Below are 23,773 nucleotides of genomic sequence, written 5' to 3'. Positions count from 1 at the left end.
ACGGTCAAGCCCGTGACCGGAACGGTGTCCGGGTCACGAGCTGAGGTTAAACGCCAAGCTAGGAAACTCGAGCTGCTGCGGCCACATCCGGTCACACTGATGATTTTCCTGATCACGCATGCGAGGCCGACCCGCTTCGTGCTCCGCAGCACCCTGGTGACACTGCACCAAGCGTCACAGTTATCGGATGGTTGAGCATGAAACGACTGTAACAGCATGTGACGTCACGTACCGAACAGACTTCTCATCCGATGGCAGCGGCAAGATCCCGATGTACCCCTGGGGGTGCACCACATCGGCCAAGGGCGTGCACCCGGAGGGTGCACACCTCGCAGCGGAACGCGGGACAACGCAGTACAGCCAGGGGATCACCTCCCCCACTACCTGCGGATTCTCATATTTGCGCAGGTCAGGGCGCTTGCCGACCCCAGTTCAAGTCCCGTCACTCACCCCAGAGCCGACAAGGCCCTGACCTGCGGAAACATCCGCCGGTCAGGGGCTTTCGCGTTGTCGGGGGCGCACCAGCGGGTGCACGGGTCAAGATTCGCCCGGCGGGTGTGCACCGCCCACCCCGTCACTCACTTCTCGGCCAAGGGCGACCCTCCGTCCGTTACCGGACCGGGTCATCCTGGTCTGAGCCCTGTCCCGGCTCGACCACGGCCAGGGCGCACGACGGAACCGGCGGGTCAGGCCGCCTGGGGCACCGTCCGCGCGCTCCCCCACAGGATGCGGGACAGGGTCTCGTCGATCTCGCGTGTCGGGGTGTCGCGGGTCAGGCCCGCCAACGCGCGGGGGTCGTGTGCGCCCCCCTCGGCCAGGTCGCCGACGGCGGCCCTGACCCGGTCCAGGTGCGCGCCCACCGCGGAGGGATCGTCGCCCACCGCCTCCTCGTAGGAGCGCAGGGCCTGGAAGAAAGCCACCCAGCGCAGGTGGGCGCCCTCGTCGGGAGCGTGGCGGAGCCGGTACTCGGCGGCCGCGCGTGTCCTGCGCAGCGTGGGTGTCCTCATCGATGCATCACCTCTCTGCGCCGCCGGTGCAAGGGGAGGAAGGCGGGGCCGGACCGGGCGGCGTGTGCGGTCCGGACATGGTGAAGGGCCGGGGAGGACGCTCCCAGGCCCTCCGTTCATCGGCGGGACGGAACGGTCGCACCCGCCCACGGGACGGTGCTCAGGCCTTGATCTCCCGTGCCTGGCCGTCACCCTCGCTGATGCTGATCTTGCGCGGCTTGGCCTGTTCGGCCACCGGCACGCGCAGGGTGAGGACGCCGTCCACATACTCGGCGGAGATGTTGTCGGCGTCCAAGGACTCGCCCAGGAAGAGCTCACGGGAGAACGTGCCGGAAGGGCGCTCGGCCACGACCATCTCGCGCCCCTTCTCCGCCGTGTCCGCGCGTTCGGCCTTGACGGTGAGGACGTTGCGCTCGATCTCCAGGTCGATGGAGTCGGCCCGCACGCCCGGCAGGTCGAAGTGGACGATGAACGTGTCTCCGTCGCGGTACGCGTCCATCGGCATAGCCACCGGACGGGCCACGTCGCCGAGCATGCGCTGGGTGATCCGGTCGAACTCGCGGAAGGGGTCCGTGCGCATCAGCATCATGACTACCTCCTGTGCGACGCTGACATAAACTGATGCGTCCTGACGCAGGTTTTCTATCACATATGCGTGAGAATAAACATGGTGGCTAGGAGAGATCATCACCACCCAGGAAGGGAGGTATCATGACCGCTCCTGAGGATCCGCACGCCGTGCTGGGGCTCCCGCCCGACGCCACCCGTGCACAGGTGGTCCGGGCCTTCCGCGCGTTGGCGTGCCGCCTGCACCCCGACGTCCCCGGCGGCGACCGCGCCGCCTACGCTCGTGTCCGCAGGGCCTACGACCTCCTCACCGCCCCTTCCCAGGACACCGGTTCCAGCCCGACGGGCCGGGGGCGCGCCGTCCGGATCCCGGTACGCGTCCGGAAGGCCCGCCCGCGCCGCGGGGCCGATGTCTCGGCCACCGTCCGTCTCGGCCTGGGCCGCGCGGTCCACGGTGGCACGGTGGTCGCGGACCCGGGCGACGGCCGCCGGGTTGTCGTCACCGTCCCAGCCGGAATCCGCGACGGCACACGGCTGCGCCTGCGCGACCGGGGACTGCCCGGAGCGCACGGCGGCCCTCCGGGGGACCTCTTGGTGACTGTGCGCGTCGACGAACACCCCGCCTACCGTCGGACGGCCTCCGACCTGCGCGCCACGCTCGTGCTCGCCTACACTGAGGCCGTTCTGGGCACGGACGCCGTCATCACCGCACTGGACGGCCGCGAGATCACCGTGCCGGTCCCACCCGGCACGGTCCCGGGAAGCACGATCACCCTCCCCGGCGAAGGCGTCCCCTCCTCCGGCGGCGCCCGGGGCGATCTGGTGCTCGACGTGACCGTCGACGTCCCCACGGGAAGGCTCTCACCGGACCAGCGCGCGGCGTTGGAGCGCCTCGACCGTGTGCTGCCCGCACCTCGGAAGGAACCACGCCGATGACCGACACCCGCCCCGACCCCGACCAGGCGCTCTACACGATCTCGGTGGCGGCCTCGCTGGCCGGTGTCTCCGCCCGGTCCCTGCGGCTGTACGAGCAGCGCGGACTGCTCCGCCCCGCGCGCACCACGGGTGGCACCCGCCTGTACAGCGACAACGACATCATGCGCCTGCGCCGAATCAGCGAACTCCTGGACCAGGGGATCAATCTCACCGGGATCGAGCGCATCCTCGACCTGCAGGACGAGAACACCCGACTGCGCGGCGACGGGCGGCCCGGCGAGGCGTGAGGGAGCGGCCCGATACGGCTGCGACCCGCACCCGTCCCGAACGGCGACGGCGCACGTCCCGGTTGAACGGGCACGGGGACGAAGGTCCCCTGCCGAGTGGCTCCGTCCCCTCACTCCGCGGGGATCGGAGGTGGGCGAGCCGGTGCCCAAGGCCGCCCCCCCCGAACCGCCGGCAAGCCCATCACCGCGCTCGACAACGGGGCCGGGGCTCTGACCGATCCGGCCACCGACGCCGCGACGGCCCTCTGCAGGACGGCTGACACACCCGGAACGGGAGCGGAGGGACTCCTCACCGACACGTCCTCCTCCTGCTCCCGTTGGAAGGGGGCTCCCCCGCTCCTCCCGGCTCCTCGTGTGACTCTCCTGATCACCCGTCTCCTGGCAGCGCGCCCGGGCCGCTCCCCTCCCGGACGGCGAGGAGGGTTTGACACCGAACCGGTCCAGCGCGCCGGAGACATCGAGGTTCCCCGTGCATGGACCGGTGTTCGCGGACAGCTCCGACATCGGCGGGGCCTACCGACCTTTCCTGGACGGCCTTCTCCTGGGTTGCGAGACCATCGCCGGTCTTCGACCCGGCGGCCGGAACAGACGCCGGGCCGGGGTCGCGAGGACGGGCGCTGCTCCACGGTGGTGGGCGGCACACTCATCGAGGGTGACCGCTCGGACTCGGACCGGGTGTCCGACTCGGGGGAGCACCACGGGATAAACATCCGGGTCGCGGCCATCTGATCACATATGCCTCAAGAATAATCTGAAGAAGCACGAGAAACATCAACACAGAGCAACAAACAGAACTAAGTTAACAAAAATAACTTATTTACCATTTTTCGAGAACGTCTTTTTGTTGAACTGACAAGAAGATAGACTCGCCGAATGTCGAACGAAACCTGGCGACCACCCCCCGTACTGCTCACCGTGGACCTGGTCATCCTGACCCTGCGCTCCTCGTCCCTCCACGCCCTCCTCATCAAAAGGGGCATATATCCCCACAAGGGAGAATGGGCACTTCCCGGTGGTTTCATCGCGGATTCCAACGAGGACATCTTCGACGCGGCCCGCAGAGAACTGCGGGAGGAGGCCAACCTCGACGCGACCGTCCTCCACCTGGAACAGCTGGGCGCCTACGGGCGCCCCGACCGGGACCCCCGGGGGCGCATCGTCTCCGTCGCCTATCTCGCCATCGCTCCCGGTCTGCCCGAACCCGAAGCCGGCACGGACGCCTCCGCGGCCTCGTGGCGGCCTGTCGAGGAGGTCTTCTCCGGCCACGTGCGGCTCGCCTTCGACCACCGGCAGATCCTCGACGACGGCCTGGAACTCGCCCGTTCGAAGCTCGAACACACCTCGTTGGCCACGGCCTTCTGCGGCGAGACCTTCACCCTCACCGAGCTGCAACGGGTCTACGAGGCCGTGTGGGGGTTCGAACTCGATCCGCGCAACTTCTACCGCAAGGTCCAGGCGGTGCCGGGCTTCCTCACCCCGGTGGGCCCGGACCGGCGCCCCACCAAGGGGCGTCCCGCCCGGCTCTTCCGAGCGGGCCCCGAACAGGTGCTGCGCCCGCCGATGATGCGCCCCGTCCCCCGAACCGGAAACGAGAAGGAGCGATGAGCGACGACCTCATAGTGGTACTGACCGCCTTGAACCTCGAATACCAGGCCGTACGAGAGCGGCTCCTCTCCCCCGAGACGTACCGGCACTCCAGGGGAACCCGGTTCGAGATCGGAGCCCTGCCGAACGGTCACGGCCGCATAGCCCTCGGACTCACCGGCAAGGGCAACCAGCCCTCCGCGGTACTGGCCGAGAGGGCGGTCCAGGAGTTCTCCCCGGCCGCTCTCCTCTTCGTGGGCGTGGCCGGAGCCCTGTGGGACACACCGCCGCTGGGCGACGTGGTCGTGGCGACGCACGTGTACGCCTACCACGGTGGGACCAGTGAGGACGACGGCCTCAAAGCACGCCCGCGCGCCTGGGAGTCGCCCCACGAGATCAGCCAGGCAGCCGCCCACCTGGCCAGGGTCGGTGCGTGGGCCCGGTGCACACCGCCGGAGCAGCGACGGCCCCAGGCGCACCTGGGTCCCATCGCCGCGGGAGAGATCGTGCAGAACTCCCGCGTCTCACGCGAGGCGGAGTGGATCAGGCGGACCTACAACGACGCCTTGGCCATCGAGATGGAGGGCGCGGGTGTCGCCCAGGCCGGGCACCTGAGCGGGGCTCCGGTGGCGATCGTGCGCGGCATCAGCGACCGGGCCGACGGCACCAAGGCCACCGAGGCGGATCGGGCCTGGCAGCCGGTCGCCGCCGCGAACGCCGCGGCCTTCGCCCTCGACCTGGCGGAAGAACTCATCAAGCAGGAGGAGTCCCCCAGCATGCGCAAGGACCACAAGCCCGGTGGCGGCGGCAACGTCATCAACACCGCCCACGGGAACGTCGGCGTCCAGGCGGGCCACGTGAACGACAGCACGTTCCACGTGTCCTTCACCTCCTCCGGAGAGGCCTCAGGCGGGCCGACGGACCAGCTCGCCGCACTGCGGGAGGAGTTGGCGAGGGCGCACGCGGCGGGCCACCTCGACGAGGACACCCACGAGGCGGCCTCGAACGAACTCGACATCGCGGACAAAGGGATGGAGGAAGGAACCCCCGAGAGCAGGAAGACCTCGATCCTGGCCCTGAAGCGTCTGCGGGGGCTCATCGGCGACCTGGCGTCGCTGGCCGCGAAGGTCGCGTCACTGATCACCACGGTGAAGGGGCTCTCATGAACGGGCCCGGCACAGTCAATACCGCCGAGTCCGGCTCCTTCGTCGGGGTCCAGGCGGGCCAGGTGCACGACTCCACCATCTACGTGGTGGGACCCGACGATCCGCCCGAGCACATCTACGAGGTGGGCTGCCGCTACCTGGACGACGGTGTCCCGGGCAAGGCGAGAGAACACATCGAACACGCGTGCGCCCGGGGACATGACAGCCCCGAGGTCCGCTTCCATCACGTCCTGGCCATCCTCAGCAAGCGTTCCTACCGGGATCTCACGAAGAAGGACCGTGCGGTCCTGGAAGAGATGTCCGCACGTACGGAACCGGCGAACGGTGACCCGTGGCGGCGGGGCTTGGAGGTCGTCTTCGCGCTGTTGTCCTGTGTGGACGGGTCAGGTGGCGACACAGAAGCCGCGATGACGCGACTGCACGACCTGCCCAACCCGCAACACGACCTGATCCTGCGGCACCTCGGGCTGGTGCTCACCGGAAGCATGAAGCAGGGTGTATGGCACCGGATCCGCCAGAACGCCGAGGCGGAGCAGTGCGCCCAGGAACGGCTCGATCGTGTCTGGGCCTATTTCGAGCCCAAGCCCGCCAAACCCAGGGCCAGGCAGCCCGCACCGAACTCCACCACCGGCCGGGACGTCTTCGGAGGAGTGATCCTGGCGGGCGTGTCCCTGTTCGCCGTCGCGGTCATCATGAGATCCGCCCTGTCACAGGGCGATCTGCTACCACTGGTCTCCTGCCTGGCGGTACTCGTCCTCGGCCCCTCAGCGGGCCGACACATCTCGTCCTGGAACCATCGGCACCAGCGCATGCTCGCCAAGGAACGGGAGTACGGCTACCGGCGCTCCCTCTCCTCTCCCCCCAAGGACGGCTTCACCGATCGGGTCGATCGGATGTTCGACCACTACTTCGCCAAGTACGCCCCCGAACCGGCGCACCGGGATGCGTGGTTGGAGCGAACCAGGGGCGTGCGCCGTTCCCTGCGCGACGAGGTCACCCGAGTCTACCGAGAGACTGGTGTCGAGGCCGACCAGGTGCGCTGGCTGGTCCGGTTCATGGTGCGCGACGTGCGGCGGCGCTGGACCCAAGGGATGCCGCTGGAGCCGCACGACATCCACGCGGTGGACACGGGGACCAGGGTCCGATGCGTGGTCCTGTGCCTGCTCCTGGCGGCGGCGACCGTGATCACCCTGGCAGCCGCGTTCCAGCAGGCACCGGTGGCCACGGTGGGGTGCCTCCTGTTGACCGTGGTCACCTCCAGGTTCGCGATTCCCCTGTGGCTGAGGATCCACAGCGAGCGCCGACGCTACGACGAGGAGGCTCAGGAGGAGCAGGAGATCCTCAACGCCCGCGAGGCCGAGTACCGACGGTGGAAGGGCAAACTGGATACTCTGCGCCCTTCGGAGAAGGATATGGAGACCTGGCTGGACGCGGACAAGACCCTGATCCTCGACGAGACGTTGAAGCACTACCGCCTGGCCTGGCACGAGGTCGCCGCCCACGCCTTCCTCCCGACTCCGAAACGGCCCTGCAAGTCGGCCCACATACGGCGCGGCCCGTGGCGCTATGCAAAGTACGAGATCAGAGTCTTCCTGGTCACCGAGGAGGGGGTCCGCGAGGCCACGGCCACCCTCGACTTCGAGCGGGCACACTGGCGGAACAACGCACGGATCAACTACCGGTTCGACGCGGTCTCCTCGGTCCAGGTGAAGATAGCGAGCACACACCACTACACCCTGGACATCACCCTGACCAACGGACCCGCGAAGAGCATCGTCGTGGCTGACGCGCCCACCCACGACGCGATGGACGAGAAGTCGCAGACCGAGACGTCCGATATCAACCTCGACGCCGCCGGGTTCTCCCACACGCTCCGCATCCTCGAAGGCATAGCCGCCGAGGGCAAACCGTGGTTCGAACGTGACGCGGATCAGTCGCCCGGCTTCATCCCCGACCGGCCGGTGTCCGACGAACCTCCACCGCCGGGTGGCTCGGCACCGGCACGGAACGGCGTGGCTGTGCGCGAGCGGCCACCGCATCCGCTTTCGGACTGAGACACGTCTCCGGTTCCCGTGTTCTTCGTGGTGTGCCCGCCGGGGTGCGCCACGGAGACGTTCTCCGGGCCCCCGGGTGCGCCTCGCCCAGCGGAACAAGTGGAATCGCCCCACTCCCCACAAACTGGATATCCGCGTTGATACCGGAAAAAGGAAGACATTTCTCCCACCAGGGCTCTGTCCGAATCCCGCACCGGGGAACCGGGACGGCTGTCGGCGCGTCCTCTCCATGAGAGTTCGCCTGAGTCAAGGGAGCGTTCGTGGAGATCGACGTGGCGGGACTGTCGGACGAAGGCGCCAGGGTCCTGGTGGGGGAGATGACGAAGACGGGGTGGAGCCTGGTCAGGGGCGGCTTCGCCAGTCTCTTCGGCCGGGGCGCCGAGGACGGTCGGACCCTCACCGAGCTCGAGGAGGCCCGACAGGATCTGCTCGAGGACCCCGACGAGGCGCCGGACATCGAAGCCGAATGGCGCCGCAGGCTCAAGCGGTTGCTGCGCGAGGATCCCGAGGCCGCGGAACAGCTGCGCGCCCTCCTGGACGAGTGCGCCCCTGACCGGGGGCGCGGCGGCACGATCACCAACACCAACATCGGCGACGTGCACGGGACCCTCTTCCAGGTGGGGAAGGTCGACCGGTTCGAGAACACCCAGTACTCGGGCGACCATGTCGACCTGCGCGGAGCCAAGGCCAGGGGCGGCATCGTCGGTACGCAGGACAACCACCACGGGCACGGTCCCGAGAGGGCCCGGACACGGCGGACGGACCCTGGCTCCTGACACGGCCTCCGGGCGCCCCGCTACCGGCGTCGCCCACCGTCCGTGGTCCGAAGGAGGACCCGTGTGGCCGGAAACGGCCAGCGCCGACCCCTGGAAGAACCTCCCAGATCAGGCCGCACTCCTCCGCCCGTCCCGGTGTCCGCGCAGGTGAGCGGGGATTGCCCCGCCGGTCAGGGCACTGTTAGCGTCCTGCCTGCCCGGTCACCGTTCGTGACCGGACACGCGAGCCCTTGCCCGGCCCCAGGGAACACGCCGCCGTGTCCGGACAGCGCCGCCCGCCCCCGGAGCCCCCGGGCACCGGCCGTCCGACGGAGCGGGGACCGGTCCCCACCGAACGGCGGATGGCGCGAACCCGGGACAGCGGGAGTGTCTCCAACAAGAGTGGAGTGGGTGTGGACAGCGGTTCGCGTTCGAAGCTCGTCCACCGGCGTCCGCGCGGTCGGCGACCGTTCGGTGTCGGCGTGGCCACGGGGTTGGCTCTGCTCCTGGGCCTGGGGACCGTGCTCCAGGAACTCCCGGACCTCGTACCGGGCGGTGACGGGCTGATCGCCGCGGCACTCGCCGTCCTCGGCGGAGGCGTGGCGGCCACCGCCCAGGCGATGCTCGAACGGGCCCCCGACGCGCCCGCTCCCACGGAGAAACCCGCGTTGCGCCGGCGGCTGCCCCCTCCCATCGAGGACTTCACCGGTCACTCCGACCTCATGGTCGAACTGCGGGACGCCTTCGACCGTTTCCGTCCCAGGGGCGCCCGTCGTCTGCTCCGCCGCCCGCGGCCGCATCGAGGCCCGTTGACCGTGGTGGTCACCGGCGAGGGCGGCACCGGCAAGAGCCAGCTGGTCGCCCAGATCGTCGACGAGGTCTCCGACCGCTTCCCGGACGGGAAGCTGGAGTTCGAACTCTACGGCGGCACCGATCCCGACGGGCCCGCGACGCCCCGGCCGACCAGGCGCGGCCTCTTCGGCCGTACCGGCTGGCCGCATCGGCGCTCCCGTGACGAGGTTCCCCACGACACCGAGGCGGGTGCCCCCGCCCGCCGTGGGCCCCGCAGCCCCGAGGACGTCCTCGCCCAGATGCTCACCGAGATCGGTGTCCGTTTCCCCGAGGACGCCGACCTGGACGAACTCAGCGGGTTGTGGCGTACGGAGACGGAGGAGCGCCGGCTGCTCATCGTCCTCGACAACGCCGAGGACCACGCCCAGGTCGAACCGCTGCTGCCGCTCGGACGCGGCTGCGCCGTCCTGGTCACCAGCCGCAACGGCTTTCCCGACGCCCCGCACACCATGCTCCGCCGCCGCCTGGACCCGCTCTCCTCCGACGAGGGCCTGGAGTTGTTGAACAGACTGGTGCGCGCCTCGCCCCGCCCCCTCTCGGCGGCCGACCGCGACGCCCTGCCCGGCCTGGCCGCCGCCTGCCACGGGTTCCCGCTGGCCATCTGCCTGGTCGCCGCGCAGATCACCCAGGAACGCGGCCCCGGAGCCGCCGACCTGCTCCGCCACATGAGGGACCCCGCCCTCTGGCGGACCCTGCCCGGGCAGCGGGCCATCACATCGTCGCTCACCTCCAGTCTGCGCCGCTGCGAACCGCGCGAACGGCTGCTGCTCAACCGGCTGGCGGGCGCGGGCCTGACCACCTTCACCGCGTGGTCGGCCGCCGCCCTGCTCGGCATCTCCGAGGACGAGGCCAAACCGCTCCTGCTGGACATGAGCCACCGCTACCTGGTCACCTACCTGTACGAGTCGGGTGGCTTCGACCGGTTCCAGTTACACGACCACGTCCGGGACACCCTGCTCTCGACCGGTCCGCACATGCTCGGCGTCCCCGACGAGGAGCTCGCGGACTGGTCGCGTGAGGAGCTCGAACGCGCCGTGGAGCGGCTGCTGTGCGCCTTCGACCGGGTGGCGGAGGAGGCGGCGCGGCGTGCCGCCCCGCACGAGTGGAGTTTCGGCGACGCCCTCCCCGGACACGGCGGCCCCGGGGACGACCTCTGGGAGCCGAGGCAGTCGGGCCTGCCCCCGTCGACCGACCCCGTGGCCTGGCTGGACTCCGAGTACCGGGGCCTGGAGGCCTGCTTCCAGTGGACACGGCCCGGTGGCGCCCCCGACTCCCGAGCCTCCCAGGAGAGGCGGCGACGGCACACGAGGGCCGTGGGTTACGGGTGGCGGCTGCGCCGTGCCTTCGCCGTCCTGTGCCGGACCGGCCACACCCGTTGGGAGGCGATGCGCGAGGCCACCCGGGAGGCGGCGACGCTCGCCCTGGAGATGGGCGATCCGCTCGCCTACGGCATCTCCCAACTCGACCGCGCCGAGGTGGCCAGCGGCCACGGTGAACACGACGCCGGGCACGAACGCGCCCTGACCGCGCTGTACGTCCTGGAACAGCTCGCGGGGATCGACCCCCGCTGGACGGCACGCGCGCGACGCGCGGTCGGGGTGAACCTGTACCGGAGCGGTGACCTCGACGACGGCCGGGCCGAGATCGAGGAGGCCGTAGGGGTCTTCACCGACCACAACGACCGGTGGTGGCAGGTCCGGGCGCTGTGCAACCTGGCCGAGGTCGACCGGTTCCAGGGCCATCTGAAGCGCGCCTACGACCTCCTGGCCCTGGCGCAGGAGCTGCTCGTGGGCTCCCAGGACATCCCCGAGCAGTGGGCCCGGGTCCAGCTGCAGAAGGGCGAGGTGCTGCGGCTGCGCGGGTTCGCGCTCAACTCCTGGTTCGTGTTGGAGGACGAGCGGGAGCGGATCGCCCACCTGCCCCACGGCGACTGGTACCACGCCCGCTTCCTGCGTTCCCTGGGCCGTCTGCCCACCAACGAACTCAACCGGGAGGCCCGTGAGTGCGAACTGCTGCTGAGTCCCGACCGCGGGCGCGAACGGCGACGGCTGACCGTGCGTGACCCGCGGTGGCCGGAGCGGCAGCGGGCCCGGGTCACCGCGCTGTTCGTCGAGGGTGACCAGACCTACGCCGATCGCTTCGCCGAACCGCTGCCTCCGCCCGGTCGGTTCCGTCGACGCCCCCGGGTGCGGGACGCCTGGCAGGCCCAGGAACAGGTCGCCCGGCTGTTGGAGGCCGAGCGGTCCTTCGCCCAGCTCGGCGACGACTGGGGACGGTGGCGCACGTGCCTGGTGCTGGGTCAGGTCCTGATGGCCCAGGACCGTGACTCCGGCAAGGAGGAGATGCTGCGAGCCGCCGAGGGCTTCCACGAGCTGGGAGACAAGTGGTGGCACGCACGCGCGCGGCGCCAGGCGGCGGAGGCGCTGCAGCAGGCCGGTCGGTCGACCGAGGCCGAGGAACTGGCACGGGCCGCAGTCGAGGGGTACCAGGGCCTGCGACACCGCTCCGGACAGCTGCGGGCGATGCGGCTGCTCGCCACGACCCTGACCGATCGTGACCTGTTGGAGGCGTGGCGGACGCTCAGGGAGGCGGTGGACATGGCGGAGGAGGGCGTCCGCCTCGGTGTGGTGCCGGCCTCGCTGCTCCAGGAGATCCGGAACCAGTTGATCGTCACCGAGAACGATCTGAACTACGTCCCGGGCACGGTCCCGCCCCGGGTGGAGGCCGACGGGTAGGGTCCCGCGGCTCCGGGAACCACGGCCGGGGAAGGGAAGACGGACCCCGGACGTCCATTGGGTGAACTTCGGGCTGAGGTTGCGCCAACACCCACCGTGTCGGTTTCGCCCCGTGTGCGGACGACGGCAACATAACGAAATGCGTCCGAACCTCCTGTGGCGTTCGACGCCACGAACCACCTCCCGGCCGAACGAGGGGGGTGGGCTCACGCCGCCCGCGGCCGTGCACGGCGGTCGCCGGTTCCGCCCCGAGGTACAGGGGTTGCGCGCCCTGGCCGTACTGCTGGTCCTCGTCTACCACCTGGACCCCCGGCTGCTTCCGGGCGGCTACGTCGGCGTCGACGTGTTCTTCGTGATCTCCGGTTTCCTCATCACCTCGCTGCTGCACCGCGAGGCCACCGGGCGGGGCCGCGTCGCGCTCGGCCGCTTCTACGTGCGCCGGGTCCGGCGGCTGCTGCCCGCCGCGACGGTCGTACTCGTCGCCACGGGAGCCGCCTCCCTCGTCCTGCTGCCGCTGACCCGGCTCGCCGACACCGCGTGGCAGTTGGCGGCCTCCGCCGCCTACGTCGAGAACCTCTACCTGGCCGACCAGGCGGTGGACTACCTGTCCGCCGAGGCACCGCCCAGCCCGGTGCAGCACTTCTGGTCGCTGTCGGTCGAGGAGCAGTTCTACGTGGTCTGGCCGCTGCTGTTCGCCGTGTGGGCCCTGGCCCGGCGGCGCACGCGCGCCGACGCGGGGGTCCTGGTCGCGGTCCTCGGCGCGCTGTTCGCGGCGTCACTGGCCGCCTCGGTCCTGTCGGCCGTGGAGGGTACGGCCGCGGCCTACTTCCTCCCCACGACACGTGCCTGGGAGTTGGCCGCGGGTGGGTTGCTCGCGGTGGGGTCGGCACGGGGTACTCCGCCCTCCCGGCTCAGGCTTCCCCTGGGCTGGCTCGGACTGGCCGCGATCATCGCGGCCGCCGTGTTCTACGACTCCGGCACGGCCTTCCCCGGGTGGGCGGCGGCCCTGCCCGTCCTCGGCACCGTCGCGGTGATCGCGGCCGGGGACTCCCCCGGGCGTCCGGCGGCGTCGGCGTTGCTGAGCACGGCCCCCGCCCGCTTCGTCGGGGACGTGTCCTACTCGTTGTACCTGTGGCACTGGCCGCTCATCGTCCTCACCCTCGCGGTGACGGGGCGGGACCGGTTGGGGGCGCTCGACGTCGTGGTCGTCGCCGCGCTGTCCCTTCTGCTGGCCTGGGGCACGAAGGTGTGGGTGGAGGATCCCGTGCGCGACCGCGGCCTGGTGCCCGACGGGCGCCGGGCGCTCACCGTCGTCCTCTGCGGCCTGCTCGTGGTGGGCGTCGTGGCCGCCGCGGGTCTGGTCCGGGTGGAGCGGGTCGGATCGGTGGCGTTCGACCCCGCCGTGCACACGGGGCCGGCGGCGCTCGACCGGTGGACGCCCTCCTCCGGGGATCTCATGTACCCGGCCCCGCTGGACGCCGCCGGGGACCTGCCCGCGGTCTACGAGGACGGCTGCCAGGCATCCGAGGACGCCACGACACCGGACACCTCGTGCGTCTACGGCGTCGAGGACGCCGACCGGACGGTCGCGGTCGTGGGCGACTCGCACAGCGCGCAGTGGATACCAGCGCTGGAGGAGCTGGCGCTGGAGCGCGGCTGGCGGCTGGTGGTGTTCACGAAGTCCGCGTGCGCGTTCACGGACACGCTGACCAGGCTGGGGAAGTCACGGACCTACGAGGAGTGCCGGACGTGGAACCGCGCCGTGGTCGACGAACTCCTCGAACTGCGTCCGGACGTGGCGGTGACGAGTTCGTCGGTGATGGCCAACCCCGCCGACGAGGTGTCTCCAGGAAGGGCCCGGAACCTGATGGCCGAGGGTATGAGCCGGTTGTGGAACCGGTTCGGCGGGACCGGGATGGACGTGGTCATGATCCGTGACACGCCCCGCGCCCACGAGGACGTCCTGGAGTGTCTCACCGCCAATACCGATGACCTGTCCCGGTGCGAGCGGGCGGAGGAGGAGGCGCTGGAACGCGACGATCCCCAGGAGAGGGCGGTCCGGATGATCGACGGCGACGCCTCCCTCATCGACCTCAACGACCGGTTCTGCGTGGCGGGCACATGCCCGGCGGTGGTGGGGAACGTGGTCGTCTACCGGGACTCCCACCACATGACGGGCACCTACTCCCGGATGCTCAGCGAGGACCTGGGCGAGCGCCTCGACGCGGTGCTGGACTGACGGGAACGCCTACCCGTGGTCGCCGCGGGCGGGCGGATCGTCGTCCACCTCCCGGTAGGGTCCGCCGCGGTTGCGGGGAACGCCGTCGGCCTCGACGTCCTCGGCGGACCGGAGGGGGTCGGCGGCCTCGGGGAAGAGCCCGCGCAGGCGGCTCGCGACCTCGGTGAAACCGTTACGTTCGAGGATGCGTACCTGCTCCCGGGCGAAGGCCGCGCGCTCGTCCGGACCCCCGGCGGAGTCGATGAGGCCGCGGATGATCGCCACCTGGACGTCCTCCTCCACCGCGTGGGGCGCGGAGGCGTCGTCGGCGGGCCACCAGTAGCTCTCGTAGCCCTCACCGTCGACGTCACTGCCCGGGCCGGATTCCGGGAGCAGGTCGGGGCCGTCGAAGGGGGTGAGTTCCTCGTAGTCGATGACGTGGTCGGTTTCGTCGGTTCCCCTCAGGTCCGCCGACGGTGCGCGCGACGGAGTCGACAGCGCGGTCAGGTCCTCCTCGGCCGCACGGATCGCCTCCCGCAGTGCGCGGTCCTTGCGGAGCGCGGCCATCCGGCACAGCCGTTCGACGTCCTCGTCCGGGAGGCGCAGCCGCACGTCCTCGGCCCACACGACGATCCCGGCTCCGGTGACCGCCCGTTCGACGGCCAGGAGCGCCCCCAGTTCGCATTCGGCCAGGCCGTGGTCGACGGGGTCGACCTCCCGGGCGAGTTCGGCCGCCCGGGTCACCACGGCGTGCACGGCCGAACCGGCGGGATGGCGCAGGCGCAGGTCCACGTGGCCGTCCCAACGCCAGTGGACGACGGCGGAGAAGTCGAACCGGTGGTCCTCCGCGGCGCTGGGGAGCGCGACCGTGCGTACCCGGGTGCCCGACGTTGCGTCGTCGAAGGACCCGCGGGCGGCGGGGACCCGTCTCCCGGAGGCAGGGGGTTCCGGAGCACCGGGGCCGGACGTCACGGTGGTGAGGTGGCCGTAACGGACCAGGGCGGTGCCCACCGCCAGGAGGCCGACCGGTATCCCCAGCAGGGCCCACGGGAACGGCAGGAGGTAGCCGGCGACGCAGGAGACGGCGAGGGTGACCACGGCGACGGCCAGGACACGCGGACGGAGGACGGGGGACACGTGGAGCGTCTCCTCTCGCGGTGCGGCGTCGGGAAGCGGGCCCGCGACCGGGGGTCTGGTGCGGTGCCGCCCCGACAGTCTGCCCGAGTCCCCGGCTGGTCGGGACGGGAACGGTGCTCCGGACGGGAGTGGAGTGTCACAGGGGGATCCCGGCCGCCTCCCGACCGTCAGCCGGCTGCCCGGGCCCGGTGACTCACGGGGGCGCAGTCACCGAACGTCCGGCGACTGCCCCGGTCCGGTCGGGGGCTGGGGTCGCCCGGGTCCCGTCGGCGACTGTCCGGGCTCCGCCGGGGATCGTCCCGGTCCCGTGGGAGACGGCCGCTGTCCCGGGGCCTCCGGGAAGCCCGGGGGGACGCGTCCGGGGACCGGTCCCGGCGGGACGCCGTCCCCGGACGGCCCCCACTGGGTCGGCGCGATGGGCGGCGGCCCCACCGTCCCCTGCGGTGCCGTGGCTCCCAGGGGCGCGCCCGCCGACGGCCCCGAGGCCCTTCTCCGGTTCAGGACGATCTCGACGGTGCTGAACACCGTCACCCCGAGGAGCACCAGGAACGTGAACCAGAACCCCACACCGGCGGTGGTCTGGATCGTGGCCATCGACGCGTCCACCTCGGCCTCGGACGACATCTCCTCGCGGGCGCCCGCGTGCGTCACCATCTGGTTGACGACGACCAGAACGAGCGCCAGGCCGGCCGCCGCGGCGGCCGCCACCGAGCGCGGGAACGGCCTCGGCAGCACGGCGCTGGTGGCGGCGCCCGCGACGACCAGGATCAGGGGGATCAGAGCGAGGACCTGGACCCCCGACCGCAGGTCCTCGCGGTCGGCGTCGGAGAACTCCCCGGCGAAGGATCCGTCGACGCTCGGCAGGCCGTTGAAGGCCAGGTCGTAACCGCTGTAGGTAATGGCGAGGTCGCCCATCGCCCCGCTACAGGACACCGTGAAGAACGGCATGAAGAAACAGAGGAGGACGAAGGCGAGACCGCTGGGGCTGATCAGCCTTCTGGGCCATGAGGTCGGGGACACGTGGACTCTTTTTCCTCTCACTGCCCGAAGGCGTCGGACACGCGTCAGGGGTGAACGGCGGGGCGCGCCGCCCCGCCCACTACTACGGTGGCAGCCTTCACCGCCGCGATCAAACCGGCCTGTGGACAACCCCGTCTCCGTGCGCTCCGGTTCTCCCTTCCGGGATCGGGGCCGGTGCGCGAGAAAAAGGGTGCTCGGTCCCGCTGGGCGCTGCCGCGATCCGCGCACCGGTGGGCCGCGCTCTCCCGGGAGGGTCCAGGAGTGGCCGGCACGGGAACCGCGGACCGGGTCTCCTCCTTTTCTCCGCATCCGCCCCCGTGACCGGAACCGTCCGTGAAGGGGGACGGGGGTCCGCTTTCCGGTGTCCCGGAAATACAGGGAGACCCCTCGCCCCCACAACCCCTCCGCCACCTCCCGCTTTCCCGTTTCCGGTCACACTTCTGTCCGATTTCGGCCAGTGATTCGATGGCCCCGCCCTCACACCGGGGATCATGCCGGGTCGAGGCGGGTGAACTCCCGCCACCCGCACCGCACCCGCGTATTCACCGCGTGAAAGCCCGTCTTCGGGGGTGCGTCCGTGCACACCCCCGGCCCTCTCCCCACTCCCGGGTGTCCGCCCGGTGTCCCCGAGGCCCGACGCCGTCACGCGCACCGTCACCGGCTCGTGCACATGCTCGAACGCGTCACCGACCTGCTACCGCGCGGGCAGGGCCCCGCCCCACCGGGTGACCGATCCGTTTTCGTGGATGCCCGGCGAACGCGGGGTGATCCCGGGGCGTGGCCGTGCCTGAGGGGCAGCCGGCGGAAGGGAGGGAGGCGCGCGGAGGACTGCCGCACCGGCCCACCCGGCCGGTCGTCGCCGTCACGGGGTACCTGGTGACCGGTGGGCCGGCCGTCCTGGTCCGCTACCGGACGGTGGTGGTCGCGCTGCGGTGGCTGTCCGGTGTGTGGGGGTGGGCGCTGGGCTGAGCGGTCGGGACCGCGGCGGCCCCGACGTCCCCGGTGTCCTCCTCCGTTCGCTCCTCCAGGTGGCGGGCCGCGATGCCGACGGCGACGGCGATGAGGATGAGGACCAGACGCATGATCTTCTGCCTGGGGGTGAGATAACCGGGCCTGGTCTCCAGCGTGGAGGGCGTCTCGGGCCAGTGTTCGTCCATCGCGGCCCGGACCACCTCGTGCGGGTCCAGCTCCGGGTGGGCGTCGGTACCGGTGAGAGCGGTCAGCAGGTGCTCGGTGGTGGGCCGGTCGGACTCCCGGGGGCTCAGCGCCGCGGCGACGAGACCACGCAGGTCCTGCGGTACTCCGTCCAGGTTGACCGTGCCGTCGTCCAGGGCCCGGCGGAAGCGTTCCCGGAAACGCCGGACCGTCTCCTCGGTGTCGTCGTCCTCGTCCAGGCCGAAGGGGAGGACCTCCTGGTCCTCGTGGAGGAGTTCCGTGCCCGTGGCCGCGACGAGCACCACCAAGCCCCAGGAGAACACGTCCGAGGCCGGGGGGCCGGGTCGGCCGGGCCGATCTCGAGCGGCAGGGCCGGGTCGGCCCCGCAGACGTCCCGTTCGCCCTCGGGACCTTCGACCACACCGCCGACGACCGGTCCGTCCTGGGTGAGGTGGACGTTGCCCGGATGCAGATCGCCGTGGGTCACCCCCGCCCGGTGGATCACCGCGAGCGCCTCGGCCACGCCCACGGCGAGCAACCGGACATGCTGCTCGTCGAGGGCTCCCCAGACGGAGGCGTGGTAGCCGAGGTCGTGGCCGTCCGGGTAGGGGCACACGCGCCAGGGCGTGTCGGATGCCAGGTCCATGGCGACCACGGGCTGGACGCGGGGAGAGTCGACACCGCCCAGCAGGCGCGCCCGCTCCTCGATCGCCTCGCGCCGCCACGCGGGCAGGGGCCCGCCCTGTCCGAGGTAGCGCGCGACGTGCCAGGCGCGGCGGTCGTCGGTGACCCCGAACTCCATGAGACCGGCTGCCGTGTTGATCGTACGGCGGCGTACCCGAAAACCGCCGAGCGTCTTCGGGTCCTCGCGTCGCCGACGCGGTGATGACAGGTGGGGCTGATGGGACCTGGCGGTTTTGGGGGATGGCTGCACGAACGTCCAATTTATGTCGATTTTGGCGATTTCACACCATACACACCCATGACCAGCGAAGACACCGGTCCCACCCCCCGGCAGCGGGAGCGGTGCGACCGACGCACGAAGGCGGTGGACCGCATTGCGCCGGAGGACTGATTCAGATGTCTCTCAGAAGGCAGGGCCATTCGTATGAGGAGAAACCCGGCAGCGGACCCGAACGATTCCCGGAACCTCGACCGAGAACGCGACCGGCCCGGCCGGAGACCTCCCGGCGCCCCTCTCCGCTGACGAGGTGCGGCGCGCCGTGGAGTGGGACGTCGAGCGCACTGGCACGTCCGTCGACGTCTTCCGGACCTTCCTCCACCGTGGGCCGGTCCGGAGGTGGCTCGGTCGGTCGGGTCGTCGGGGACCGCAGGCGCCTGAACGTGCCGGGGGGAGAAGGAGGGGGCCGAGCGGTTGGTCGGGGCCCGGTGTGGCACAGGGCGGCCGAGAAGTGGCGGGTGCCCACCGACACCCTCGGGACGGGGTCGCCCGCCGACCGTGGGGGGACGCCGAACGCGCCCGGGGGAGGGGTCCTCCGGGCGCGTTCGGCGTCGGTCTGTTCAGTTGCTCGGGGCCGCCTGCGGATTGGCCCGCTGGAAAGCCTGCTGGGCCCGACCGTCGCGCTCCCACCGGACGAAGCGCTCGCCCTCGCCGAGCAGCATGGTGGTCAGCCACACCGCGACGCCGACGTCGTCGGCGACACCCAGCAACGGGACGAGCAGTTCGGGGATGAAGTCGATCGGCGAGACGACGTAGAGGAGCAGGGCCAGCATCCCGACCAGCTTGACTCCGCTCAGCTCCGGGTACCGTCCGCTCAGCCTGGCCCCGACCATCCTCGGGACCGCGCCGATCCGCTGCCACACGGAGATACGGTCGTCGGTGTTCCGGATGACCTGCCAGGCGGCCGCACCGGCCGCTGCGCGGTTCTCCTTGCGCATCGCTCGCCTCCTCGGAGCAACGGGGCTTCTTACGATATGACGCGAAGCAACGCCGATAAGTTCCCGATCCTCAGCCCAGGGGCTGCGGTTCCCGTTCCCGCGCCGCACCGTGCTCCGGTCCCTCGGCCTCCGGAACCGCCCGCGGCCGGGACCGCCGTGCGACCAGGGGGGCCAGGGCGATCACCACCCCGACCAGGGCCACGGAGGTGACGAAGATCAGACCGGGCTGGAACTGGTCGAGCATCCCGGCGGCCCCTCCCTCGGCGCCCTCCCCCGTCGCGTGGTCCACCGCGATGAGGGCGGTGGTGACGGCGAGGACGAGAGCGCCGCCCACCTGCGCGGAGGTCTGCACGAGCCCGGCGGCCAGCCCCTGTTCGTCGTCGGCCACGCCGGAGGTGGCCTGCACGTTGATCGCGGGGAAGGCGAGCGCGAACCCGACACCGAGCAGCAGCGCGGTCGGCAGCAGCATCGGCAGGTAGGAGAACTCGGCCTCCACCCGCAGGAACAGCAGGTACCCGGCGGACAGGGCGATCAGCCCGCCCGCGATGAGAACGGGGGTGCCGAAGCGTTCGATGAGCCGGTCGGCGAACGGCGCGCTGAAGGCGACGAGCAGCCCGGCGGGCAGCAGCGACAGCGCCATCTGCAACGGACTCTGTTCCAGGGCCTGCTGGAGGAAGAGGGTGAGCAGGAACTGGAAGCTGATGAAGGAGCCCATCAGCGCCACCGCCCCGACGTTGGCCCGCACGAGGGTGCCGCTGCGCAGGATGCCGAGGCGGACCAGGGGGAAGCTGACCCGGCGCTCGACCCGGACGAACAGGGCCAGCAGCACAGCGACCACGGCGAACGAACCCAGGGTGAGCGGGTGTCCCCATCCGGTCTCGGGCGCGGTGACCACGGTGTACACGAGCAGGAGCATGGTGGCGGTGAGGGTGGCGGCGCCGGCGATGTCGTAGCCGCCCCGGGCGTCGGGGCGGTCCCGGGGGATCAGGAGGGCGCCGGCGACCAGGGCCAGCAGCGCGAACGGGGCGGCGAAGAAGAAGGTCCAGCGCCAGCCGAGGGACATGAGCAGGCCGCCGAACAGCAGACCGGAGGAGAATCCGCTCGCGCCGAAGACGGTGTACACGGACAGGGCCCGGTTGCGCTGGCGGCCCTCCGCGAAGGTCGTGGTGAGGATCGACAGGCCGGTGGGCGCGGTGAAGGCGGCCGCGATGCCCTTGACGAAGCGGGTGGCGACGAGCAGGGCTCCGCTGTCCACCAGGCCGCCGACGACCGAGGCGAGGGCGAAGACGCCCAGGGCGACGAGGAACACCCTACGGCGGCCCAGGAGGTCGGCCGTACGGCCGCCCAGGAGGAGGAACCCGCCGAAGCCGAGGACGTAGCCGCTGATCACCCACTGGAGGGTGGCGGTGGAGAGCCCGAGTTCACCGCCGATGGAGGGCAGCGCCACGGCGACCATCGACACGTCGAGGCCGTCGAGGAAGAGGGCGAGGGAGAGGACGATCAGCAGCGCCCACAGGCGTGGGGACCACCGATCCGTGCCCCCTGTGCTCGAGGAGGCGCCGTGGGTCTGTGGAGAGGTCATGCGGCAAGACATTACATGCGTGCGCATCTAATGTCCAAGCATTAAATTCCCTTGCATCAAACATCACCGCGTGTTAGGATCCCGATCATGCCCCTGACACCGGACGGCGATCTGTGCGAGCGGTGGCGGCAGTTGATGGCCTGCTACCACGACGTCTCGTGTGCGCTGGAACGGGCACTCAGCCAGCGGCACGGACTGGGGGTCAGCGAGTTCGAGACCCTCGACCTCCTCGTCAAGTCCCCCCGGGGCAAGCAGTTCGTCCACGAACTCCACTCGGGCCTCCACCTGAGCCAGAGCGCGCTCTCCCGCACCGTCGCCCGCCTGGAGAAGCGCGGCCTGGTGACACGGGCGATGTGCGCCAACGACCGCCGGGCGGTGAGCGTCACCCCCACCGAGGAGGGCCGCCGCCTCCACGCCGAGGCCGCCCCCACCCACACGGCCGTCCTCACCGAACACCTCGGTGAACTCCAGCCCCAGGCATGAGTATCGGCGGCGCGCTCCGCGGCGCCGCACCGGTGCGCGCGGGCCGAGCTCTGTCCACAGGCGGGAGAGAGGCCGTTGAGTCGGCCCCGGACGCGCGGCATCCTCGAAGGGAAAGGCACCGGGACACCGTGTCCCATCTCGCCCCGACACCGCCCGTAGGGGTGCGTCCCACCAAGCGCTAGCGGTCATCCACCCCTTTGTCTACGCTATGACCACATGCGGTCACGCCGTGTCCGGAACACCCGTCGACACACGCGTCCCGCTGCCGGGGCACGATCTACCTCGGCCAGCGTCGGAACGCCCCAGCGTGATCGGTTCCCGGCCCACCTCCACCCTCTGTCCCCCGAGTCCTCCCGTACACCGCGGCCAACGCAGACAAACGCGAGGTCTCCCCCGTCGACCCACACATTCGTTACGATGCGACCGAGTGGCACCTTCGGCGCGGGACGCCGCTCCCCGTCCCGGAGGATCCACATGCGCAGAACCGATGGAGCTTGCCCAGTGTCCAATGCCCTACCGCGATCGGCCACGACCGTCGCCCTGCTGGCGGACATCCCGAGCACGGGTCACGTGGGCGACGCACGGGCGCACAGGTTCCCCCTGCACGGCGAGGGGATCGGTGAGCGCAGCGCGGCGTTCGTCGCCTTCGCCCACGAGGAGGTCTCGGCCGGCCGCAAGGTGATCGCCCTCCATCCCGCCTGGCGGGCCGCGGACGCACAGCGGGCGATCAACTTCGCCCGCGCGTCCCTGCGCACCGACCACATCGCCGGAATCGCCGTCGACCTGTCGCCCCTGGCCCTGTCCCTGGTCGCCGACCAGCTCGCCTACCTGGCCCCCTACCTCCCCCCGGGAATGGTCGCCGCGCTCTGCGACGAGCTCCCCAAACACATCCTGGCGGGCGCCTGGCTACGCACGGTCTCCGGCCTGTCCACCATCCCCACCTCCTTACGGCAGCACGTGGGCTCCTTCGCCCCGTCGGTGTCCTTCCTCGCCTACTGCGCGCCCACCCCCCGGGTGGGTCGCCTCCGCCCCGCGGACGTCCCCGGCAGTCTTCCCTTCCGCCCGGTCCCCCCGGTCCAACTACTGAGCTCCACCCCCGACCCCGGCATCACCGGCGTCTTCGACGATCACCTGCCTCAGGCCATCCAGCCCGTGGCCACCCGTTCCCTGCCCGCCCAACCGCTCGGTCCCCGGTACTGGGGCACGGGCAAGTACGTCGAGTTCGTCGCGCTGAGCGCCCACCCCCAGGCGCTCGCCTACGCGGCCAGCTCCCTGCGCACCGCCACCTGTTCGTGGTGCGGCGAACCCATGACGGCCGGGCGCTGCCCCTTCTGCGCCGCCACCGCCGCCCACGGGAACGCCGCTCCTCCGGCGCCCCCGACGACCGCACGGACCCTCGCGCCGGCCCCACAGCATCCCCCGCCCCCGGTGGCGCCTCCCCCCGGGGCGCCCCGGTCCGAGAGGCGGGCGCCCCGGCCCGACACCCCGCGCACCTACTCCCGATAGCGGTCTCCCCCGGTCGCGCGGACCGCCCACGACGACACAGGAAACGGAAAGCCCCCTATGAACCCCCGTCAGCGACGAGGCGTCCTGCTCATGATCGTGGCGGCGATCGGTGCCGTCGCCGTGTTCGCCTCCGTGTTCACCTACCTCAGCTCCCAACAGGAGCGGCTGGGCGACACCGCGACCGTGCTGCGCCTGGCGGAGGACGTGGACGCCTACCAGCCCATCGGAGAGGACTCCGTCGAACGGGTCCAGGTGCCCCGTCTGTACTTCGACCCGGAGGTCTTCATCACCGACCTCTCCGAGATCGAGACGCCCTCGGACCAGCAGCTGGTCGCGGCCTCGTTCATGGAGGCCGGTGTCTACCTCCAGCGCGGCATGGTCATGCCGCAGCCCACCCTGACCACCGGTGAGCGGGAGATCGCCATCATGGTCAACGCGGAGACGGGTGTGGCGGGCAAGGTCCGGCGGGGCTCGATCGTGGACATCTACGGCACCTTCCAGGCACGCGACCACGGGGAGGCCTGCGCGGTACGGGTCATCACCGAGGTCGAGGTCCTCGACATCGGCGAGCTGCGCACCCAGGAGAACCCGACCGGCGGCGTCGCTGGGGTGGTCCCGGTGACCTTCCGACTCGAACCCGAGGACGCCCTCCAGCTCGCCTACGCCGAGGACTTCTCCACCAAACTGCGCCTGGCCCTGGTCAGCCCCGACGGCGGGGGGTCGCCGGGTGACGCCGAGTTCTGCAGCGGCGACTTCGCCGACATCGTCGGCGCCCAGGAGGACGACACCATCACGACCGACCAGCGGCGCGCGCCGCGGGGGGAGTAGAC

20 protein-coding genes are annotated in these 23,773 nt (G+C 71.0%); 13 read left to right on the top strand and 7 right to left on the bottom strand.

What is annotated here, in order from left to right:
- On the top strand, positions 1-195 hold a 195-nt coding region (locus DVR05_RS27245), incomplete at its 5' end, for a hypothetical protein (RefSeq protein ID WP_232831954.1).
- Positions 196-686: 491 nt separating this feature from the next.
- Here DVR05_RS27245 and DVR05_RS03320 read toward each other — a convergent pair.
- Together DVR05_RS03320 and DVR05_RS03315 are read right to left on the bottom strand one after the other, a co-directional pair.
- Positions 687-1,007 (bottom strand): hypothetical protein, encoded by a 321-nt coding sequence (locus tag DVR05_RS03320; protein ID WP_116244310.1) that lies wholly within the window; start codon positions 1,005-1,007, stop codon positions 687-689.
- Between the two features lie 160 nt (positions 1,008-1,167).
- The gene (locus DVR05_RS03315; RefSeq protein ID WP_116244309.1) at positions 1,168-1,596 is read right to left on the bottom strand and encodes an Hsp20/alpha crystallin family protein; all 429 of its coding nucleotides are present in this window, start codon (positions 1,594-1,596) and stop codon (positions 1,168-1,170) included.
- 122 nt (positions 1,597-1,718) lie between these two features.
- Here DVR05_RS03315 and DVR05_RS03310 point away from each other — a divergent pair, with 122 nt between their 5' ends.
- The 8 genes from DVR05_RS03310 (at position 1,719) to DVR05_RS03275 (ending at position 14,182) form a co-directional block, all read left to right on the top strand.
- The gene (locus DVR05_RS03310; RefSeq protein ID WP_116244308.1) at positions 1,719-2,510 is read left to right on the top strand and encodes a DnaJ C-terminal domain-containing protein; all 792 of its coding nucleotides are present in this window, start codon (positions 1,719-1,721) and stop codon (positions 2,508-2,510) included.
- Positions 2,507-2,797, top strand: a complete 291-nt coding sequence (locus tag DVR05_RS03305; RefSeq protein WP_116244307.1) for a MerR family transcriptional regulator — start codon at positions 2,507-2,509, stop codon at positions 2,795-2,797. Before DVR05_RS03310 ends, DVR05_RS03305 begins: the two co-directional genes overlap by 4 nt.
- 873 nt (positions 2,798-3,670) lie before the next feature.
- Positions 3,671-4,402 carry an NUDIX domain-containing protein gene (locus tag DVR05_RS03300; RefSeq protein WP_116244306.1) on the top strand — a complete coding sequence of 244 codons (732 nt, stop codon included), beginning with the start codon at positions 3,671-3,673 and terminating at the stop codon, positions 4,400-4,402.
- The gene (locus DVR05_RS03295) at positions 4,399-5,547 is read left to right on the top strand and encodes a 5'-methylthioadenosine/S-adenosylhomocysteine nucleosidase (RefSeq protein WP_116244305.1); all 1,149 of its coding nucleotides are present in this window, start codon (positions 4,399-4,401) and stop codon (positions 5,545-5,547) included. Before DVR05_RS03300 ends, DVR05_RS03295 begins: the two co-directional genes overlap by 4 nt.
- Entirely contained in the window at positions 5,544-7,601 is a 2,058-nt protein-coding gene (locus DVR05_RS03290; protein WP_232831953.1) for a hypothetical protein, read from the top strand. The genes DVR05_RS03295 and DVR05_RS03290 overlap by 4 nt, the downstream gene beginning before the upstream one ends.
- 260 nt (positions 7,602-7,861) lie before the next feature.
- Positions 7,862-8,377, top strand: a complete 516-nt coding sequence (locus DVR05_RS03285) for a hypothetical protein (protein WP_198659022.1) — start codon at positions 7,862-7,864, stop codon at positions 8,375-8,377.
- Positions 8,378-8,769: 392 nt separating this feature from the next.
- Positions 8,770-11,943 carry a tetratricopeptide repeat protein gene (locus DVR05_RS03280; RefSeq protein WP_116244304.1) on the top strand — a complete coding sequence of 1,058 codons (3,174 nt, stop codon included), beginning with the start codon at positions 8,770-8,772 and terminating at the stop codon, positions 11,941-11,943.
- Between the two features lie 139 nt (positions 11,944-12,082).
- Positions 12,083-14,182, top strand: coding sequence for an acyltransferase family protein (locus DVR05_RS03275; protein ID WP_116244303.1), 2,100 nt, complete (start codon positions 12,083-12,085; stop codon positions 14,180-14,182).
- Between the two features lie 9 nt (positions 14,183-14,191).
- On the opposite strand, the gene DVR05_RS03270 is transcribed toward DVR05_RS03275, so the two are convergent.
- From DVR05_RS03270 to DVR05_RS03260, 3 genes are all read right to left on the bottom strand, one after another.
- Positions 14,192-15,298 carry a hypothetical protein gene (locus DVR05_RS03270; RefSeq protein WP_198659021.1) on the bottom strand — a complete coding sequence of 369 codons (1,107 nt, stop codon included), beginning with the start codon at positions 15,296-15,298 and terminating at the stop codon, positions 14,192-14,194.
- Positions 15,299-15,505: 207 nt separating this feature from the next.
- Positions 15,506-16,318 carry a hypothetical protein gene (locus DVR05_RS03265; RefSeq protein ID WP_116244302.1) on the bottom strand — a complete coding sequence of 271 codons (813 nt, stop codon included), beginning with the start codon at positions 16,316-16,318 and terminating at the stop codon, positions 15,506-15,508.
- 905 nt (positions 16,319-17,223) lie between these two features.
- Positions 17,224-17,796, bottom strand: a complete 573-nt coding sequence (locus tag DVR05_RS03260) for a hypothetical protein (RefSeq protein WP_116244301.1) — start codon at positions 17,794-17,796, stop codon at positions 17,224-17,226.
- Between the two features lie 143 nt (positions 17,797-17,939).
- On the opposite strand from DVR05_RS03260, the gene DVR05_RS03255 reads away from it, so the two are divergent.
- The gene (locus DVR05_RS03255; protein ID WP_116244300.1) at positions 17,940-18,359 is read left to right on the top strand and encodes a hypothetical protein; all 420 of its coding nucleotides are present in this window, start codon (positions 17,940-17,942) and stop codon (positions 18,357-18,359) included.
- A gap of 635 nt (positions 18,360-18,994) precedes the next feature.
- Here the strand turns inward: DVR05_RS03255 and DVR05_RS03250 are convergent.
- Both DVR05_RS03250 and DVR05_RS03245 read right to left on the bottom strand, forming a co-directional pair.
- On the bottom strand, positions 18,995-19,372 hold the full coding sequence (locus DVR05_RS03250) for a DUF1232 domain-containing protein (protein WP_116244299.1): 378 nt from the start codon (positions 19,370-19,372) through the stop codon (positions 18,995-18,997).
- A gap of 70 nt (positions 19,373-19,442) precedes the next feature.
- Positions 19,443-20,954: an MFS transporter gene (locus DVR05_RS03245; RefSeq protein ID WP_116244298.1), complete on the bottom strand. Its 1,512-nt coding sequence runs from the start codon at positions 20,952-20,954 to the stop codon at positions 19,443-19,445.
- Between the two features lie 87 nt (positions 20,955-21,041).
- Between DVR05_RS03245 and DVR05_RS03240 the strand changes: the two genes are divergently transcribed.
- From DVR05_RS03240 to cpaB, 3 genes are all read left to right on the top strand, one after another.
- Complete coding sequence (locus DVR05_RS03240) at positions 21,042-21,437, top strand: MarR family winged helix-turn-helix transcriptional regulator (protein WP_116244297.1); 396 nt, start codon at positions 21,042-21,044, stop codon at positions 21,435-21,437.
- 501 nt (positions 21,438-21,938) lie between these two features.
- Entirely contained in the window at positions 21,939-22,943 is a 1,005-nt protein-coding gene (locus DVR05_RS03235; protein WP_116244296.1) for a hypothetical protein, read from the top strand.
- Between the two features lie 57 nt (positions 22,944-23,000).
- On the top strand, positions 23,001-23,771 hold the full coding sequence (gene cpaB, locus DVR05_RS03230; protein ID WP_116244295.1) for a Flp pilus assembly protein CpaB: 771 nt from the start codon (positions 23,001-23,003) through the stop codon (positions 23,769-23,771).
- Positions 23,772-23,773: the final 2 nt, after the last annotated feature.

It is taken from the genome of Nocardiopsis sp. FIRDI 009 (assembly GCF_003386285.1).
Classification (GTDB): domain Bacteria; phylum Actinomycetota; class Actinomycetes; order Streptosporangiales; family Streptosporangiaceae; genus Nocardiopsis.
The sequence above is the reverse complement of the archived record's forward strand: the minus strand, read 5'-3'. Positions and strand labels throughout refer to the sequence as shown.

Coding starts and splice junctions, on each gene's coding strand:
- DVR05_RS03320 (WP_116244310.1), bottom strand. CDS start 1,007: ATGAGGACACCCACGCTGCGCAGGACACGCGCGGCCGCCGAGTACCGG.
- DVR05_RS03315 (WP_116244309.1), bottom strand. CDS start 1,596: ATGATGCTGATGCGCACGGACCCCTTCCGCGAGTTCGACCGGATCACC.
- DVR05_RS03310 (WP_116244308.1), top strand. CDS start 1,719: ATGACCGCTCCTGAGGATCCGCACGCCGTGCTGGGGCTCCCGCCCGAC.
- DVR05_RS03305 (WP_116244307.1), top strand. CDS start 2,507: ATGACCGACACCCGCCCCGACCCCGACCAGGCGCTCTACACGATCTCG.
- DVR05_RS03300 (WP_116244306.1), top strand. CDS start 3,671: ATGTCGAACGAAACCTGGCGACCACCCCCCGTACTGCTCACCGTGGAC.
- DVR05_RS03295 (WP_116244305.1), top strand. CDS start 4,399: ATGAGCGACGACCTCATAGTGGTACTGACCGCCTTGAACCTCGAATAC.
- DVR05_RS03290 (WP_232831953.1), top strand. CDS start 5,544: ATGAACGGGCCCGGCACAGTCAATACCGCCGAGTCCGGCTCCTTCGTC.
- DVR05_RS03275 (WP_116244303.1), top strand. CDS start 12,083: ATGCGTCCGAACCTCCTGTGGCGTTCGACGCCACGAACCACCTCCCGG.
- DVR05_RS03255 (WP_116244300.1), top strand. CDS start 17,940: ATGCAGATCGCCGTGGGTCACCCCCGCCCGGTGGATCACCGCGAGCGC.
- DVR05_RS03250 (WP_116244299.1), bottom strand. CDS start 19,372: ATGCGCAAGGAGAACCGCGCAGCGGCCGGTGCGGCCGCCTGGCAGGTC.
- DVR05_RS03245 (WP_116244298.1), bottom strand. CDS start 20,954: ATGACCTCTCCACAGACCCACGGCGCCTCCTCGAGCACAGGGGGCACG.
- DVR05_RS03240 (WP_116244297.1), top strand. CDS start 21,042: ATGCCCCTGACACCGGACGGCGATCTGTGCGAGCGGTGGCGGCAGTTG.
- cpaB (WP_116244295.1), top strand. CDS start 23,001: ATGAACCCCCGTCAGCGACGAGGCGTCCTGCTCATGATCGTGGCGGCG.